Genomic DNA, 16,242 nt, shown 5'->3' on the forward strand with positions numbered 1-16,242 from the left:
ACCCCGATCTCCACCCCCAACGGCACATCCAGCACGACCAAAGGCTCCGCCGCCCCCGCCATCACGTCGCGGATCACCGGGGTCGCCGCCTCGACCGCGCCCTCGGGCAATTCGAACACCAGCTCGTCATGCACCTGCAGCAACATCCGCACATCGTGCAGCCCGGCATCGCGCAACGCCCCCGGCATCCGGACCATCGCGCGCTTGATGATGTCCGCACTCGTCCCCTGGATCGGCGCGTTGATCGCGGCGCGTTCGGCGCCCTGCCGCTCCATCTGCACCTTCGAATTGATGTTGGTGAACCACGTCTTCCGCCCGAACAGCGTCGTCGTGAAGCCGGTTTCGCGCACGTTCGCAATCGTGTGCGCGATGTAGTTGCTGATGCCCGGAAAGCGTTCGAAATAGCGGTCGATCATCGCCTGCGCCTCGTCCGCGGTGATCGCCAATCGCCCCGCCAGGCCCCAGCGCGAAATGCCGTAGAGGATCGCGAAATTGATCGTTTTCGCCCGTCCGCGGGTGTCGCGATTGACCTCGCCGAACAATTCCTGCGCGGTCAGGCTGTGAATGTCGTCGCCGTTGCGGAACGCCTGTTTCAGCGCGGGAACGTCCGCCATATGCGCCGCCAGCCGCAATTCGATCTGCGAATAATCGGCGCTCAGCAGCACATTGCCCGGCTCGGCGATGAACGCCTCGCGGATGCGGCGGCCATTCTCGGTGCGGATCGGGATGTTCTGCAAATTGGGGTCGTTCGACGACAGCCGCCCGGTCTGCGCCCCGACCAGCGAATAACTGGTGTGCACCCGCCCCGTCTCGGGATTGATCTGCTGCTGCAACGCGTCGGTATAGGTCGCCTTGAGCTTGGACAATTCGCGCCAGTCGAGCACCTTGCGTGCCACCTCGACGCCCTGCCCCGCCAGCCGCTCCAGCTCCGACGCATCGGTCGAATACGCCCCCGCCTTGCCCTTGCGCCCGCCCTTCAACGCCATCTTGTCGAACAGGATTTCGCCCAGCTGCTTGGGGCTGCCGATGGTGAATTTCTGCCCCGCCAGCGCGTGGATTTCCTCCTCCAGAACCGCCATCTGCCCGCCGAATTCGCTCGACAGCCCGGTCAAATGATCGCGGTCGATCTTGATCCCCGCGCGCTCCATCATCGACAGCGTCTCGACCAGCCCGCGATCGACGCGTTCGTACACGCGCGACACGCTTTCGCGCGCCAGCCGCGGCTTCAGCTTGCGCCACAACCGCAACGTCACATCGGCATCCTCGGCGGCGTACCGCGTCGCATCGCGCAGCGGCACTTGGTCGAAGCAGAGCTGCCCCTTCCCCTTGCCGCACACTTCGGAAAACGGGATCGGCCGGTGCCCCAGATGCCGCTCGGACAATTCGTCCATATTGTTCGTGAACGCCTTCCCGGCATCGAGCGCGAAACTCATCACCAGCGTGTCGTCATACGGCGCGACGTTCAGCCCGTTCCGCGCGAACATCGAGATGTCGTATTTGAAATTATGCCCGATCTTGAGCACCGATGGATCGGCAAGCAACGCCCCCAGTTTCGCCAGCGCCGCCGCCTTGTCGACCTGCGCCGGGACTTCGCTCAGCAAATCGCGCCCGCCATGCGCCAGCGGCACGTAACACGCCTCGCCCGGCGCGACGCACAGCGAAAAGCCGATCAGCCGCGCGGCGCACGCATCCAGCCCGTCGGTTTCGGTATCGACCGCCACCGCGCCCAATTCGGTCGCGCGCGCGATCCAGTGATCGAGCCGGTCGAGATCGGTGACGCATTCATACGCGTCGAGGTCGAACGGCGTCTGCGGCTCGGGCGCGTCCTCGGCCCCGGGTGCCGTCGTGCCACCCGCCACGCCGCCGCCGGTCTGCCCGCCCAGCCGCGCCAGCAATGTCCGAAACCCGTGATGCTCGAGAAATTCGCGCAACGGCGCCTCGGGCAGCCCCTTCAATTCGAACCCGTCGATGTCGGGCAGCGCCTCGTTCGGATCGCAGCGCAGCTCGACCAGCTCGCGGCTCAACCGCGCCATGTCGGCATGATCGATCAGCGATTGCTTCAACTTGGGCTTGGTGATCCGGTCGGTGCTCGCCAGCACCGTCGTCAGGTCACCATATTCGACGATCAACTGCGCCGCGGTCTTCGGCCCGATCCCCGGCACCCCCGGCACATTGTCCACGCTATCCCCCATCAGCGCGAGGACATCGCCCAGCCGCTCCGGCCCCACGCCGAACTTTTCCACGACATGCTCGGCGCCCAGCCGCCGGTTGTTCATCGTGTCGTACAAATCGACGCCCGGTTCTATGAGCTGCATCAGATCCTTGTCGGAACTGACGATCGTCACCGTCCACCCGCGCCGCCGTGCTTCCTTGGTGTAACAGGCGATGATGTCGTCGGCCTCGAGGTCGTCCAGCTCGACGCACGGCAGCGACAGCGCGCGCGTCGCATCGCGCACCATCGGGAATTGCGGGCGCAGATCCTCGGGCGGTTCGGGCCGGTGCGCCTTGTATTCGGCGTACATGTCGTTGCGAAACGTCTTGGCCGACGCATCGAGGATCACCGCCATGTGCGTCGGCCCGCCCTCGCCGGAAAGCTCGGTGACCAGCTTCCACAGCATCGTCGTATAGCCGTACACCGCGCCCACCGGCTCGCCATGCTTGTTGGTCAGCGGCGGGAGGCGGTGATAGGCGCGGAAAATGTATCCGGAGCCGTCGACAAGATAGAGATGCGGGGAAGTCATTCGATCCGGGTTTACCCCCTCTCGACAGGGGCGCAACCCAGACGTCACTCCCGCTCGCGGGAGGGACAGCTTGCGTAGCAAGCAGGGTGGGATCGAAGTGGAGGCATGCGCGACCTCCCGTTGGCCCACTCCCCACCCTGCTCGCTACGCNAGCTGTCCCTCCCGCCTGCGGGAGTGACGACAAAGATCGCTTGATGCTAGATCATCCCCTAACAGGGAGACCCACCATGATCCGCACCGCCCTCACCGCCGCCCTCATCCTCATCACGACTCCCGCCACAGCAAGATTCGTCAGCCCGCGCATCACCGTCACCACGCAGGGCACCGGCCCCGACGTGATCCTCGTCCCCGGCCTGACGTCCAGCCCCGCGGCGTTCAAATATGTCGCGCAGGACTTGCCCGGCTATCGCTATCACTTCATCCAGGTGAAGGGCTTTGCCGGCGTTCCCGCCGAGGCAAACGCCTCCGGCCCCGTCGCCGCGCCGGTCGCGGAGGAAATCGCCCGCTACATCACCGCCGAGCATCTGAAGGCCCCCGCCATCGTCGGCCATTCGATGGGCGGCACCATCGCGATGATGGTCGCGGCGCGGCACCCCGGATCGGTCGGCAAGCTCATGGTCGTCGATATGCCCCCGTTCCTGGGCCAGATGTTCGGCGGCCCGAACGCGACCAGCGCCAGCGTCAAGCCGATCGCCGACGGCATGATGGCCGGCTGGCAGAAATCGACCCCCGAAGCCCGCCGCGCCGCAAGCCACGAACGCGTGGCCCAGATGGTCAATACCGCCGCCGAACTGCCGCAAATCACCAAGAGCGCGGACGACAGCGACGAAGCGACGGTGATGCACAGCTATGGCGAACTGATCGTCACCGATCTCCGCCCTGAATTGGCGAACGTATCCGCGCCCTCGACGGTACTGTACGTGACGCCAAAGGGCGCCCCACTCACCGATGCCCAGATCGACGCCGTCTACGCCGCCAGCTACGCCAACCTGAAAGGCGCCAAACTCACCCGCATCCCCGACAGCGCACACTTCATCATGTACGATGCCCGCCCCCGCTTCGCGATCGAGCTCAAGACCTTCCTGACGGCAAACTAATGACCGAAAAATTCGAACGCCACCGCCAGCCGTGGAAGACCGAAGAGGTCCAGAAACTCCACCAGCTGGCGGCGAAAGGCATGTCGCTCAAAGCCATCGCCAAGGCGCTGACCCGCAGCGAGGAATCGACCAAGGACCGCGCGCGGGCGGACGGGTTGAAGGTCTCGAAGTTGCGGTAGGCAGGCACACTGCCCACCCTGGTCCGCTGCGCGAACCTGTCCCTCCCGCAAGCGGGAGTGACGCCTTGAACAGCGCCGAACCAGACGTCACTCCCTTTAGGGAGGGTTAAACGCATGCGTTTAAGCGCGAAGCGCCAGGGTGGGGAGAGTTCCGCTCAACCCAACCGCCGCACCCCGAACTCCCGCCGCTTGCCGGTCAACTCGGTCACCGCCCATACCAGGGCATCCGCCCGGTCCGGCGACCGACCCGGCCCCTCATATCCGTGGATCGTCAGCCCGCACAGCTGGTCCTCCAGCTCCAGAAACGCCCCGGCATGTTTGACCCGCCCTTGCTGGTACAGATACGCCACCGGCTCGGCCCGCGCCGCCTTGCCGCGCGACGCATGGACCAGCTTGACCGGCAGGCTGCTGTCCGCCGCCAACAGCACGCTCTTGACCATCTGGCCGCCATTATTGGCCTCCGCCACCACCTTGTCCGCGCCCCATTTGCCGGCGCAGGCGGCGACGGCGGCGGCCCATACATGCGGCGCGCTGCCCGGCACGCTGGCATCCTCCAGGACGACGATCTGCCCCGCCGGGCGGATCGCCGCGGCGACGATGCCGCATTCGTCGCCGCGCATCGCCGACAGCCCGCTTTCGCCTGCTCCCTTGCTCGAGCCGGCGGGCGGATCGACCGCGACGACGATCCGCCGCCACTCGTATTGCGGCGGATTGGCGTGATGATCGTCGGGCGGCGGCGTCCGGCACGCCTCGATCGTCGCCCGCGTCCACAGCGCGTCCGCCAGGTCGGACAGCACCTCGCCGTCCAGCTCCTGCCGCCCCAGCCGCGTGCCGCCATAGATGTCCTCCATCGACTCGACGAAACTCACTGGCAGCGCCCGATTGTCGCGCGTGCGCCCCCGCGTTTCGATCGTCCCGCGCTGATCGCGCAGGCTGGTCAGGAACGGCCCGTGGCGCGGCGTGGTGGTCACGACGACACGCGGTGCCGGACCCTGGCGCAGCGCGAGCTGCAGGTTCGACCACGTCGCCCCCGGATACGCCCATTTGGCGATCTCGTCGCACCACGCGAAACTATGTTCGCCGCCGCGCAGGCCGTCGGGCCGCTCCCCCGAATAGGTTTTGGCCTCCACGCCATTGGACCAGCGCAGACGGCGCTTGCTCGGTTCCCAATGCGGGCGTTCCAGCGGGTGCGCGACGGCCAGGATGCCCGCTGCGCCCTCGACCATCACGTCGCGCACCTCGTCATGGGTCGCACCGACCAGGGCGATATGACACGGCGTCCCGCGCGGCGTCGCCATCGCGTGAAACTGCACCCATTCGGCCCCCGCGCGAGTCTTGCCGAAGCCGCGCCCGGCAAGGATCAGCCAGGTGCGCCAATCGTCGCCCGGCGGCAATTGGCCGTCATGCGCGGTGGCGAACCAGTGATCGATCAACAGGTCGCGATCCTCGGCGCGAAACAGCTTGCGGATCTTGGCCATCAACGCGTCGCGCGGCCGCATGCTCGCGGCATTTTGCAGCCAGTTCAAAACAGCATCCCCAAATGCTTGGCCAGCGCCAGCAAGCCGATCCGCACCCGCTGGCGCGCCGCTGCATCCGCATCGGGATTGGCCTCGCGCGCCGCCTGATACGCCCCGGTCGCCTTCGCCGCCGCGGTCAGGACGATGGCGCGCGTCCGCTCGCTGACGGGTTGGCGGCGCACCTCGACCGTGCCGTCCGGCCGGACGATCTCGACCTCGACCCCGTTATGCGTTTCGTCCACCGCATCGTCGAACACCCGCTCCTGCGACGCGTTGGCGGCGCGCGTCCAGTCATCGGCGAACACCGGATCGAGGCGTTTTTGCCGATACGCCGAATTGCGCGCCAGCCCCGTCGCCGCCAGTGCCCCCTTGATGCTGCCCCGCTCGTAAATCGCCGCGATAAAGCGATCCTTGAGCGCCCGCGACCATTTCAGGCGCGTTTCATAATCCTCCGACATCCGCCAATTCCCCTCCCGTTCCAAGGGTCGAAACTAGAACACTAATAGAACGAGTTTGTCAAGGATTTTTCCTAGAATAGGCCTCGGGTGGGGAGTGCACCGCCGATTGAGTGTCCGCTATTGGGGAATCCGGACAGACAGGTTTCGATCCTGAAATTCGACCTTTGGCCGTAGCGCCTTTGAAAGCAGATCGACCGAAGAAACGGCCATCGAACGCGGCTTTACCAACTCGCGCCGTCAACCAACTTGCGGGGCAATGCTTCCCACAGCTGCGGATCGAACAGCCGAAGATTGATGCCCATCCGGTCGTAATCCGGGTCAATGGCGCTCCAGTGCGTAATCACCCCGCACGTTGGGCAATGAACCAGCGTCAGCACCCGATCTCCGTGAACATATCCGATGCCTTCGCCGTTAACTGCGACGCGAGCGGGCGGTGCGTAAGTCCAAAGCGCACCGGTACGCCGGCAGATTGAGCAATTGCATTCGCTGGCTTCGACCGGATCGTCCTCGATCGTGACGACGATCGCGCCGCAGTGGCAGCTTCCCTCGTGGCTCATCAAGCACCTCACTCTACCGATCCGAAAACTTATGTGACGCTGAGCGGCGACACGTCAAACAACACGTGCGAGCTTCTTCGATGGGTCCGCTTTCGAGCGCCAAAACTACGCCCTTGGAATGCCCACAATTGGGTGGTTAGCTGCCATTCGGTTGGCGTGAACTCGGGAGTTGGCGCGCCGTCACGGTCAGGCCCGCTTGCTGCCCAACATGATTAACCACTTTGCCCTCCCGGTAGCCGATCTCAAGGTGATGCAAATCAAGCCAGCGCAGCACGATTACCGGGGCACCGCTAAGCTGCTCACGTGTCAACTCCCCCTCATCTATCGTGAATATTTGAGCTTCCTGGCCCGTCGAGCGATGCTTCAGCTGCACGGTCTCTGAGAGTGCGCCGATCCCCGCTCCCGCCGTATCATATCGAACTATACGGGTAAGCCATTGACGATCAGGTGACGCTTTCCAAGGAGTCTCAGTGATTTCGGTCGCTGAGCAAGCCCCAACTAGGATGGCGACAACCGAGCTTGCGATTAGAATTGAGCGCCTGTTCACGTCCGCTGATTACCCGCTGGCAAACTGCAAGATCAATGTCCGCAATTGGGTCGTTAGCGGACAGGCAGCTCCCCCAAGAAAATCACCCCACCCCAACCGCCAGCAGGGCAAAACTCGGCAACCAGTGGCTGCCCATATAATCGTCGGCGATGTGCGGCAGGCTCGCGGCGACATGCCGCTCGGCCGCACCCAAAGCGACGCCGCTCACCGCATGCCCCTCGCCCAGCACCCGCGCGATCGATCGCCACGCCCATGCCCGGCTCAAATTCAGTCCGTCGAGATGCGCGATCTTGCCGTCGCTGCGGTCCGACACATGGGCCGGGGTGAACAACGTCACCGGCTGCCCCCATTCGGCATCGGGCAAAAACGCATCGAACCACGCGGCGAAATCCGCCGCCGGAAGAACATGCGACATCAACAACGCCTCGGTCAGCACCGGCGACAAGAACTCGTCGCCGCCCGGCTCCCACGCCTGACACGCGCGATCCTCGCCGAACCACTCGCGCGCCCGCCGTTCGATCGTCGCGGCCAGCGCGGGATCGTACGTCCGCGCCCATTCCAGCGACAGGATCATCGCGAAACTCGAATTGAAATGCGTCCCGACGCGGATCGGATAGGTCAGCTTGCCGAAATAGTCCGTCAACCGCGCTGCGATCGTCCGCGCCAGCGGCTCCAGCGTCGCGCCCCAGCCCTCGGCATGGCGGCACGCCTCGCCGTGCAGCGCCAATGCCCAGGCCAGCCCGTATGGCCGCGCAAAGCCGGTGCTGGCCGGACGCAGCAGATACGCCACTTCCCCCGCGACGTTGTCGGCGGTGAACCGCGCCGTCGCCAGTTCGCCGATCCGCGCCGCCGCCGGACCGTCGGGCTCCAGCCGCCGGATCGTCAGCAATTGCCACCAGCTGTGCACGCACGAATGCCAGTCGAAACTGCCGTAAAAGATCGGATGATGCGCGCGCGGGGCGACCAGATCTTCTGGGCCCGCCAGCACCGCATTGGGCGCGTAAGGCCATTCGCGCCCGATATGGCCCAAGGTGATTTCGGCGAACCCGCTGAGCATCAAAACGCCAACCCGTACAGCATCGCGGTGCACGCCACCCATAACGGCAGCGCCGTCGGCACCTGCGCCTTGATGACCGCATAACGGTCCTTCAACTCCAGCAACGCGGCGGGCAGCAACGTGAAATTCGCCGCCATCGGCGTGCTCAGCGTCCCGCAAAACCCGCACAACATGCCCAGCGCCGCGACCGCCGCCGGATTGCCGTGATGCTGGTGGATCAGGACCGGGATGCCGATCGCCGTGACCATGATCGGGAACGCGGCAAAGGCGTTGCCCATCAATACGGTCAGCACGAACATCCCGAAAGTGTAAGCCAGGACTGCGGCGATCAGGCTGCCATCGGGCAGCACCGCCCCGGCATAACCGCCGACCAATGGCCCGACCTTGGCCAGCGTGAAAATCCCGCCCAGCGCCGCCAGCAACGGTGGCAACAGCGTGATCGAACCGATCGTGTCCATCAGCCTCAACCCTTCGCGCAACGGCGTGAGGGGGCGGGGGCGCAACCAGATAAACGCCACCGCCAGCGCGACGATCACGCCGAACACCAGGCTGATCAACGTCGCCTGTTTGGGGTCCATCAGGCCGGGAAACCAGCGCGCGTATAATGTCCCGCCGAGTGCGACGGCGGGGACGATCAGCGCGATGGCGAACAGGCCGTCCCCCTTGGGGGCGGCCAGTTCGGCAGGCTTGGCGGGATTGATGCCGAGCACCGCGACCAGGACGATCGCGGCGACCAGCACGCCATTGCCGAGGTCGCCGAGCCGGTCTCCGAACCACATCGACACCGCGAGCAGCCCCCATAACAGCGCGTTGCGCCAGCGGTGGTCGGTGGCAGACAGGATTGCATAAGTCGCGAACACCGCGCCCGCGGCGGCGTAGACGAAAGCGAGACCGATCATCGCCGCAACCTCCGCCCGAACCGCCAGATGCGAAAACCGTGGATCAGGAACGCGGCAATCGCCGGCGGGATCGCCCATACCGACAATTCGAGCGGGGTGAGGGTGATGCCCTGCGTTGCCAAAATGCCCTGCATCAACAGGATCGATCCGATGGCCAGGAACATGTCTTCGCCGAAGAACAGCCCGACCGTGTCGGTCGCCGCCGCCATCGCCTTGACCTGCTCGGCCTCGGCCTCGTCACGCGGTTGCGCGGCGGCCTCGGCCATCGGCGCGAGCAACGGGCGCACCGTCTGCGCGGGGCCGGCGATCGAGATCAGGCCCAGCCCGGCGGTGATCTGGCGAAAGGCGAGGTACGCGATCAACAGCCGCGGCATCGTCGCGCCCCGCGCGCGTTCGATGAACGCCCGCCCCCGCGCCTGCAGCCCGTGGCGCTCGAGCAGACCGATCACCGGCAGGACCAGCCACGGCAACAGGATCGGGCGGCTGTCGTTGAACGCCTTGCCGAACGCCGCCAGTACCGCGACCGGCTCGATCCCCGCCGCCAGCCCCGTCGCCAGCGCCGCCGCGACGACGATCAGCAACGGGTTGAACCGCAGCAGAAAGCCGAGGATCAGCACCGGCAGGCCGATCAGCACGATCATTTCTGCGACGCTCCGTACCCGCCGCCGCCCGGCGTCGCGATGGTGAACACATCGCCTTCGCCCATGTCCGCGCTGCCCACGCCGGGCAGGATTTCGCTCGAACCATCGGCCCGGTCGATGCGGTTGATACCCGTCGCGCCGTCGCTGCCGCCCGCCAGCCCGAACGGCGCGNCGCGGCGATGGTCGCTCAGGATGTTCGCGCGCATGGCTTTGAGGAATTTGATCCTGCGGATGGCTCCATCGCCGCCATGAAACTCGCCTGATCCGCCCGACCCCCGGCGGATCGAAAACTCTTCGACTCTAACCGGATAGCGCGTCTCCAACACCTCGGGATCGGTCAACCGGCTGTTGGTCATGTGCGTCTGCACCGCACTCGCCCCGACGAACCCGGCGCCCGCCCCCGCACCGCCCGCGATCGTCTCATAATATTGCAACTCATTATCACCAAAGGCGAAATTGTTCATCGTCCCCTGACTCCCCGCCATCACCCCGAGGGCACCCATCAGGGCATCGGTGACGATCTGGCTCGTCTCGACATTGCCCGCCACGACCGCGGCGGGATAGCGCGGATTGAGCATCGACCCCGCGGGCACGATCAACGTCACCGGGCGAAGGAACCCATCGTTCAACGGCACATCGGCGTCGATCAATGTGCGCAGCGCGTACAGCGCCGCGGCGCGGGTCACGGCATAGGGCGCGTTGGTGTTGCCGGGACGCTGATCGCTGGTGCCGGTGAAATCGATGGTCAGCGCGCCAGCCTTTCGATCCACGCGAACAGCAACGCGGACGGTCGCGCCATCATCGGTCTCGTACGCGAAATCGCCGTCCTGCAATTCGCGGATGCGGCGGCGGGCGAGCGCTTCGGCATGGTCCTGAACGTGCGCCATGTAGCTGGTGACCACATCCGCGCCCTGTTCGGCGACAAGGCGTAGCAGTTCGGTGCTCCCGCGCGCGCATGCGGCCAGCTGAGCGGACACGTCGGCGATATTCTGGTCGATGTTGCGAGCGGGATGAGCACCGCTGGCGAGTTTGGCGCGCAGTTCGGCTTCGAGGAATTTACCGCCCGCGACGATGCGGTCGTCGAGGATGACGCCTTCGTCGAGGATGCTGCGGCTGTCGGCGGGCATCGAGCCGGGAGCGATGCCGCCGATGTCCGCATGGTGGCCCCGCGCTGCGACGAAAAAGGTGGGTGCGACGCCGCCCGCAAACACCGGCTGGACCACCGTCACATCGGGCAAATGCGTGCCGCCCTTGAACGGATCGTTGAGCGCGAAGGCGTCCCCCGGCTGCATCGCATGACTGGCCATCACGCTCTTCACGCATTCGCCCATCGAGCCGAGGTGAACAGGGATGTGCGGCGCGTTGGCGATCAGGCTGCCCGCGGCATCGAACACCGCGCAGGAGAAATCGAGCCGCTCACGAATATTGACCGAGGCTGCGCTGCGTTGAAGCGCCGAGCCCATTTCCTCCGCCACGCCCATGAACAGCCCCGCGAAGATCGCCAAGCGAACGGGGTCGGCGTTGGTATCGGCAATGGTCGTCGTGGCGCGGGCCGCGCGGGTCAGGCGGAGCGTGCCGTCGGATAAAGGCGTGGCGGACCAGCAGGGTTCGACCGCGACGGTCGAGGTCGGGTCGATGATCAGGGCGGGGCCGTGGATGGACGTGCCGGGAGTCAGGGTGTCTCGCTGATAGAGCAGAGCGGCGTGCCAAGGTCCCTCGACTTCGCTCGGGACGAACGGGGCGGGTGTCTTGTCAGTCGCCTGAAGAACCAACGAGCGCGTCGGCAGCACGGCTTCGACCTGCGCGCGCTCGACGATGAGAGCGTCATTGCCGACGAAGCCGAAGCGTTCGCGATGGGCGGCTTCGAAGGCTGCGGTCATGTCGGGGATGGAGGTGACGGCAACGTCTATGCCGTGATCGGTGCGGGCATAGCGGAGTTGCAAGGTGGCGAGGGTTTCGCCGTCCCGAGGTGCGGCGCGCAACTCGGCCCAGGCTTCGGTCGCGAGGCGATCGAGGGCCACGCGCCAATTGGCTTCGTCGGCAAGGGGGATGCCGAGCGTCACCTGCCGCACCCCGCGCCGGTCGGCGAGGGCAATGCCATAGGCGCTGAGCACCCCGGCAAGCGGGTGGACGAGGATGCGGTCCATGCCGAGGGCCTCGGCGATGAGGCAGGCATGCTGGCCGCCCGCGCCGCCGAAACTCATCAATGCATAGCTGGCCGGATCATGGCCACGCGCGACCGAGACCGCCTTGATGGCGTTCGCCATGTTGGCAACGGCGATGTCGATCAGCCCTTTGGCGGTCGGGTGCGGATCGGGGCGGGTGCCGGTCTCCCGCTCGACCTGATCGAGCAATTCGGCGAGGCGCTGATGCGCGGCATCGGCATCGAGCGGCTGGTCGCCGTCAGGGCCAAAAACCGGTGGAAAATGTTCGGGGCGGAGCTTGCCGAGGATGAGGTTGCAGTCGGTGATCGTCAGCGGACCGCCGCGCCGGTAGCAGGCCGGGCCGGGCACGGCGCCGGCGCTTTCGGGGCCGACCCGGAACGCGCCGCCGTCAAAGCTGCAGATCGAGCCGCCACCCGCCGCGACGGTATCGATCCGCAGCATCGGCGCGGTGACGCGCGTGCCGCCGATGACCGCTTCCTGACGGCGTTCGTATTCGCCGGCGTAAAGCGACACATCGGTCGATGTGCCGCCCATGTCGAAGCCGATGACGCGCGGTTCTCCGGCCGTCTTTGCCGCCGCCGCCATCCCGACGATGCCGCCCGCCGGGCCCGACAGCAATGCGTCCTTGCCGCTGAAATTGCTGCCCGCGACGAGGCCGCCCGAGGAGCGCATGAACAAAGCGGGCGCGCCGAGCTCGCCTTCCACCCCTTCGACATAACGGCGCAGAACGGGAGAGAGATAAGCGTCGGCGACGGTGGTATCGCCGCGCGCGACGAGGCGGATCAGCGGGGCGACGCGGTGGCTGACCGAGATTTGGGTGAAGCCGATCTTTTCCGCCAGCGCCGCGAGTTGAGCTTCGTGATCACTGAATTTCCAGCCGTGCATCAGGACGATGGCGATGCTGCGGAGGCCGGTGTCGAAGGCGTCGCGGAGCGCGGTTTCGGCGGAGGCGGTGTCGAGCGCTTGGATCACATCCCCGTCCGCGCCGATGCGTTCGTCGATCTCGACGACCCGCGCAGCGAGCGGCGGCGGGCGCCTGATCTCGCGGGCAAAAATGTCGGGCCGGTCCTGATAGCCGATCGGCAGCGCGTCGCCGAAGCCGCGCGTGATCGCCAGCACGGCCGGTTCACCGGCGCGCTCGAGCAGCGCGTTGGTGGCGATGGTCGTGCCGATGCGGACGTCGAGTTTGGGAAGCGGTCCGGACGCGATGCCGGTCAGGCGCCGGACCGCCTCGATCGCCGCATCGTCGTAGCGTCCTGGATCGACCGACAGCAATTTGAGCACTTCGACCGATCCGTCGCTGCGTTCGGCGACGACGTCTGTAAACGTCCCGCCCCTATCGATCGCGATACGGCGCAGCGGGGCAGGTTCGGCCATGCGTGTTCATACGCAGGCGGGCGGACACGGCAAATCGCAAACGCGTTTTTAACCATATCGCTTCATGGCTTCGAGCATGACCATGAATCCGCCCGCGCTGACGCAGATCGCTTGTCACGAGATTGGCAGCTTGCTCGACCGCTTTCCCGATATGGAAGTGCTGAGCCTCGACTGTTTCGACACGTTGTTGTGGCGGCGGGGGCAGGCGCCGAGGGATGTATTCTGCGATCTGCCGATCAAGGGCGGGGCGATCCAGCGGCGCATGGCCGCCGAGGGCAAGATGCGTCACGCGCGCGGATGCGAGGTGACGCTGGAGGAGATTTACGGCGCGCTGATGCCCAGTGCCGATGCAAATGCGCGCTTTGCGGCGATGCAGGCCGAACTGGATGCCGAAGCCGCGCCTTGCTTTGCGTATGAGCCGGTGGTGCAGCTGCTCGAGGCGGCCAAGGCGCGCGGGCTGATGACGATGATCGTCAGTGATACGTATCTCAACGCCGGGCAGCTGATCGACCTGATCGAGCGCGCGGGCGGCGAGCGGGTGATCGCGCTGGTCGACAACATCTTCTGTTCGTCGGACTATGGTATGCCCAAGGCGGGCGGGCTGTTCGCGCCGGTGCTCGACCAGTTGGGCATTGCGGCGGGCAAGATCCTGCACCTCGGCGACAACCGGATTGCGGACCATGATGCCCCGCGCAAGCTGGGCATTTTAGGGGTCCATTTGCGCCAATTCACTCATGCTCAGGAGACGCAGCTGCGGCTCGAAGCCGCAGCTGCGACCCTTGCCGATCCGGCAGTGCGTGGCGTGAAGCCGGCGTTCCAGCCGCATCGGCCTGCGCTGGCGTTACGCCCGGATATGGATGACGCCGGAGCACTCGGTTTCGACGTGATCGGTCCGGTCCTGACCGCGTTCGACCGCTGGCTGGAAACCGAGGAGGCCAAACTGGCCGCGGAGACCGGGCGCCCGGTCAAGACCGTCTATCTGCTCCGCGACGGGCATCTGCCAGGGCTGGTGCGTGAAGCGCGCTCGGGCGCGAAACCGCTTTACGCCTCGATCAGCCGGTTTACCGCGCGGCGCGGCGGGCTGGCCGATCCGGCGGCGCTCGAACGCTATATCGATGCCGAGCAGCACCGGCGCTTCGAAGTCCATGCCGACCAGCTCCAGCTCTCGCCGCGCGAGCGCAAGGAGATGGGCGACAGCCTGACGTCGATGGCGGCGTATCTGCGGCAGGACGACGTCGCGGCGAAGGTCCAGAAGCGCGGATCGCTGTTCCTCGATCGCATCGTCAAGCATTTGCGCCGCGCGGGCGTCGAACGCGGCGACGCGGTGATGTTCGTCGACCTCGGCTACAACGGCACGGTGCAGAACGAGATCGCGGCGCTGCTGAGTGAGCGTGCCGGTGTGCATGTCGCGGGGCGTTACCTGTTGCTGCGCGAAAACGATGTCAGCGGTCTCGACAAGGCGGGTTTCATCGGCACCGATGATTATGACGACGCGTTCCTGCTCGCGCTGACGCGGTCGGTGTCGGCGCTCGAACAACTTGTCACCAGCGGGCTCGGCACGGTCACCGATTACCGCGACGACGGGCGTGGCATTTTTTCGGCGGCGCGCGATCACAAGCGGCAGCAACAGGTGCGCGGCGATGTGCAGGCGGCGTGCCTGACATACGCCCGCGTGGCCGGCGATGCGGACATGGCTGCCGAACGTCAGGCGGCGGCGGCTTCGCTCACCCGCTTCCTGTTCTTGCCCAGTGCGGCGGAGAGCGCGCTGCTCGCCACCTTCGCGCATGACGTGAACCTCGGCACGCGCGACACCAACAAGTTGCTCGACAGCAACACCGCCAAGCAGGATCTGCGGCGCAACGGGCTGCGCTATGCGGGGACGACCGACCGGCTGTTCCCGTCGGCCGAGCTGTGCGGCGAGCGGTTCGACCTCGCGCTGGCGCATTTCGCGCAGCAGCGGTTCGGGCTCGAACTGCGCGATGCCGATGTACGGCGCAATGCGCTCAGCGTCCCTTGCATCGTCGCCAGCGGCAGCGATCAGACGCTGGTCGATCTCGACGCCTGGCCGACGCATGACGGATTCTTCAAGGTCACCGTGCCGTTAGGGACCGGCGGGTTGCAAGCGGGTATCCTGCTCGGCCGGATCGCGCGCCATGTCGAGGTCGAGAGCGTGATGCTGACGACGCTCAAGGAATTGGAGCGCGACAACGGGGACGGCGCAACGCTCCTGACGCCGGTGTATGACGGCGTCGAGCGTCTGTCCGACGCGCTGTTCGCCTGCTCGGCCAACGGACTGATGCTGGTCAGCGCGCCGGCAAGCGGCGAAGCGGTCGCGGCGGAAATCGTGTTCCGGCCGATCGGATCGCCGGCGGTGGAGTTGCGGCTGGCGGCTTGACGCTCCACGCAGCCGCTTTCAGTGGGCTTCGCTACACAAACAGGATAAACGCGTCGTCGTGACGCTTACCGACGGAGCGCTACGTCCTGCCTCGCATCGACAGAGCAAGCTGATCCATGTTCGACGAATATAATTTTCCAGCCGGCGCTGAGTTCGACGACGCGGCGCCGACGCTTCAAACCTTTGTCTACTGCAGCCGTGCCGCCGAGGATATCGACGACGACGCCGTCGGCCGCATCGTGGAGTCAGCGCAACGCCGCAATCTCACCCGCGGCATTACCGGAGTGCTGGTGTTCGGCAGCGGCGTGTTCTTCCAGTGGATCGAGGGACCGCCCGCCCAGATGAAAAATCTGATTGCAGGCCTGCATGCCGATCCGCGCCATTACGATATCGTATCGCTGGACCGGAGTGAGGAAAACCGCGAGCGTCTCTATCCGAATTGGGAGATGGAGCGGGTCGAGGCCGATAGCATTATCCCGGTGCTGCATGACGCGCTCGAGACTGCCGAGGACGAAAACAACATTGCGGCACTAAAGCGTATTCTCGAGCACATCTCTGCGGGGCCGCTCAATTCGCTTGGGCGGACCTGATCAGATCAGCCACGGGTGATCT

12 protein-coding genes and 1 pseudogene are annotated in these 16,242 nt (G+C 65.9%); 4 read left to right on the plus strand and 9 right to left on the minus strand.

The genetic code is table 11. The features are described 5' to 3' along the window. A partial coding sequence (polA, locus tag ACM9ME_RS13500; protein WP_415643984.1) for a DNA polymerase I occupies positions 1-2,741 on the minus strand: 2,741 nt, incomplete at its 3' end. Between the two features lie 227 nt (positions 2,742-2,968). Here polA and ACM9ME_RS13505 point away from each other — a divergent pair. Next, positions 2,969-3,838 carry an alpha/beta fold hydrolase gene (locus tag ACM9ME_RS13505; RefSeq protein ID WP_415643985.1) on the plus strand — a complete coding sequence of 290 codons (870 nt, stop codon included), beginning with the start codon at positions 2,969-2,971 and terminating at the stop codon, positions 3,836-3,838. Continuing rightward, positions 3,838-4,017 carry a hypothetical protein gene (locus ACM9ME_RS13510; RefSeq protein WP_415643986.1) on the plus strand — a complete coding sequence of 60 codons (180 nt, stop codon included), beginning with the start codon at positions 3,838-3,840 and terminating at the stop codon, positions 4,015-4,017. The genes ACM9ME_RS13505 and ACM9ME_RS13510 overlap by 1 nt, the downstream gene beginning before the upstream one ends. A gap of 155 nt (positions 4,018-4,172) precedes the next feature. Here the strand turns inward: ACM9ME_RS13510 and ACM9ME_RS13515 are convergent, their stop codons facing one another. The 8 genes and pseudogenes from ACM9ME_RS13515 to ACM9ME_RS13550 all read right to left on the minus strand — a co-directional run. Then, complete coding sequence (locus ACM9ME_RS13515) at positions 4,173-5,543, minus strand: DNA-packaging protein (RefSeq protein WP_415643987.1); 1,371 nt, start codon at positions 5,541-5,543, stop codon at positions 4,173-4,175. Continuing rightward, positions 5,540-5,992 (minus strand): hypothetical protein, encoded by a 453-nt coding sequence (locus ACM9ME_RS13520; RefSeq protein ID WP_415643988.1) that lies wholly within the window; start codon positions 5,990-5,992, stop codon positions 5,540-5,542. Before ACM9ME_RS13520 ends, ACM9ME_RS13515 begins: the two co-directional genes overlap by 4 nt. A gap of 221 nt (positions 5,993-6,213) precedes the next feature. Next, positions 6,214-6,549, minus strand: coding sequence for a GFA family protein (locus ACM9ME_RS13525; RefSeq protein WP_415643989.1), 336 nt, complete (start codon positions 6,547-6,549; stop codon positions 6,214-6,216). 629 nt (positions 6,550-7,178) lie between these two features. After that, positions 7,179-8,153 (minus strand): DUF2891 domain-containing protein, encoded by a 975-nt coding sequence (locus ACM9ME_RS13530; RefSeq protein WP_415643990.1) that lies wholly within the window; start codon positions 8,151-8,153, stop codon positions 7,179-7,181. Next, positions 8,153-9,052, minus strand: coding sequence for a 5-oxoproline transporter, DUF979 family subunit (locus ACM9ME_RS13535; RefSeq protein ID WP_415643991.1), 900 nt, complete (start codon positions 9,050-9,052; stop codon positions 8,153-8,155). The genes ACM9ME_RS13530 and ACM9ME_RS13535 overlap by 1 nt, the downstream gene beginning before the upstream one ends. Further along, complete coding sequence (locus ACM9ME_RS13540; protein ID WP_415643992.1) at positions 9,049-9,693, minus strand: DUF969 domain-containing protein; 645 nt, start codon at positions 9,691-9,693, stop codon at positions 9,049-9,051. The genes ACM9ME_RS13535 and ACM9ME_RS13540 overlap by 4 nt, the downstream gene beginning before the upstream one ends. After that, positions 9,690-9,864, minus strand: a 175-nt coding sequence (locus tag ACM9ME_RS13545) for a hydantoinase B/oxoprolinase family protein (RefSeq protein WP_415644046.1), incomplete at its 5' end; no start/stop codon positions are given. The genes ACM9ME_RS13545 and ACM9ME_RS13540, both read right to left, overlap by 4 nt. Position 9,865: 1 nt before the next feature. Continuing rightward, positions 9,866-13,235: pseudogene (locus ACM9ME_RS13550) on the minus strand (hydantoinase B/oxoprolinase family protein); the annotation flags it as partial. 76 nt (positions 13,236-13,311) lie between these two features. On the opposite strand from ACM9ME_RS13550, the gene ACM9ME_RS13555 reads away from it, so the two are divergent. Both ACM9ME_RS13555 and ACM9ME_RS13560 read left to right on the plus strand, forming a co-directional pair. Continuing rightward, the gene (locus ACM9ME_RS13555; RefSeq protein WP_415643993.1) at positions 13,312-15,630 is read left to right on the plus strand and encodes a hydrolase; all 2,319 of its coding nucleotides are present in this window, start codon (positions 13,312-13,314) and stop codon (positions 15,628-15,630) included. Between the two features lie 116 nt (positions 15,631-15,746). Continuing rightward, complete coding sequence (locus ACM9ME_RS13560) at positions 15,747-16,220, plus strand: BLUF domain-containing protein (protein ID WP_415643994.1); 474 nt, start codon at positions 15,747-15,749, stop codon at positions 16,218-16,220. Positions 16,221-16,242: the final 22 nt, after the last annotated feature.

It is taken from the genome of Sphingomonas antarctica (assembly GCF_965137005.1).
Classification (GTDB): domain Bacteria; phylum Pseudomonadota; class Alphaproteobacteria; order Sphingomonadales; family Sphingomonadaceae; genus Sphingomonas_O; species Sphingomonas_O antarctica.

What these genes read in the sequence shown, in the direction of transcription:
- ACM9ME_RS13555 (WP_415643993.1), top strand. Translation starts at nt 13,312, where the DNA reads ATGACCATGAATCCGCCCGCGCTGACGCAGATCGCTTGTCACGAGATT.
- ACM9ME_RS13560 (WP_415643994.1), top strand. Translation starts at nt 15,747, where the DNA reads ATGTTCGACGAATATAATTTTCCAGCCGGCGCTGAGTTCGACGACGCG.
- ACM9ME_RS13520 (WP_415643988.1), bottom strand. Translation starts at nt 5,992, where the DNA reads ATGTCGGAGGATTATGAAACGCGCCTGAAATGGTCGCGGGCGCTCAAG.
- ACM9ME_RS13525 (WP_415643989.1), bottom strand. Translation starts at nt 6,549, where the DNA reads ATGAGCCACGAGGGAAGCTGCCACTGCGGCGCGATCGTCGTCACGATC.
- ACM9ME_RS13540 (WP_415643992.1), bottom strand. Translation starts at nt 9,693, where the DNA reads ATGATCGTGCTGATCGGCCTGCCGGTGCTGATCCTCGGCTTTCTGCTG.
- ACM9ME_RS13535 (WP_415643991.1), bottom strand. Translation starts at nt 9,052, where the DNA reads ATGATCGGTCTCGCTTTCGTCTACGCCGCCGCGGGCGCGGTGTTCGCG.
- ACM9ME_RS13505 (WP_415643985.1), top strand. Translation starts at nt 2,969, where the DNA reads ATGATCCGCACCGCCCTCACCGCCGCCCTCATCCTCATCACGACTCCC.
- ACM9ME_RS13510 (WP_415643986.1), top strand. Translation starts at nt 3,838, where the DNA reads ATGACCGAAAAATTCGAACGCCACCGCCAGCCGTGGAAGACCGAAGAG.
- ACM9ME_RS13530 (WP_415643990.1), bottom strand. Translation starts at nt 8,153, where the DNA reads ATGCTCAGCGGGTTCGCCGAAATCACCTTGGGCCATATCGGGCGCGAA.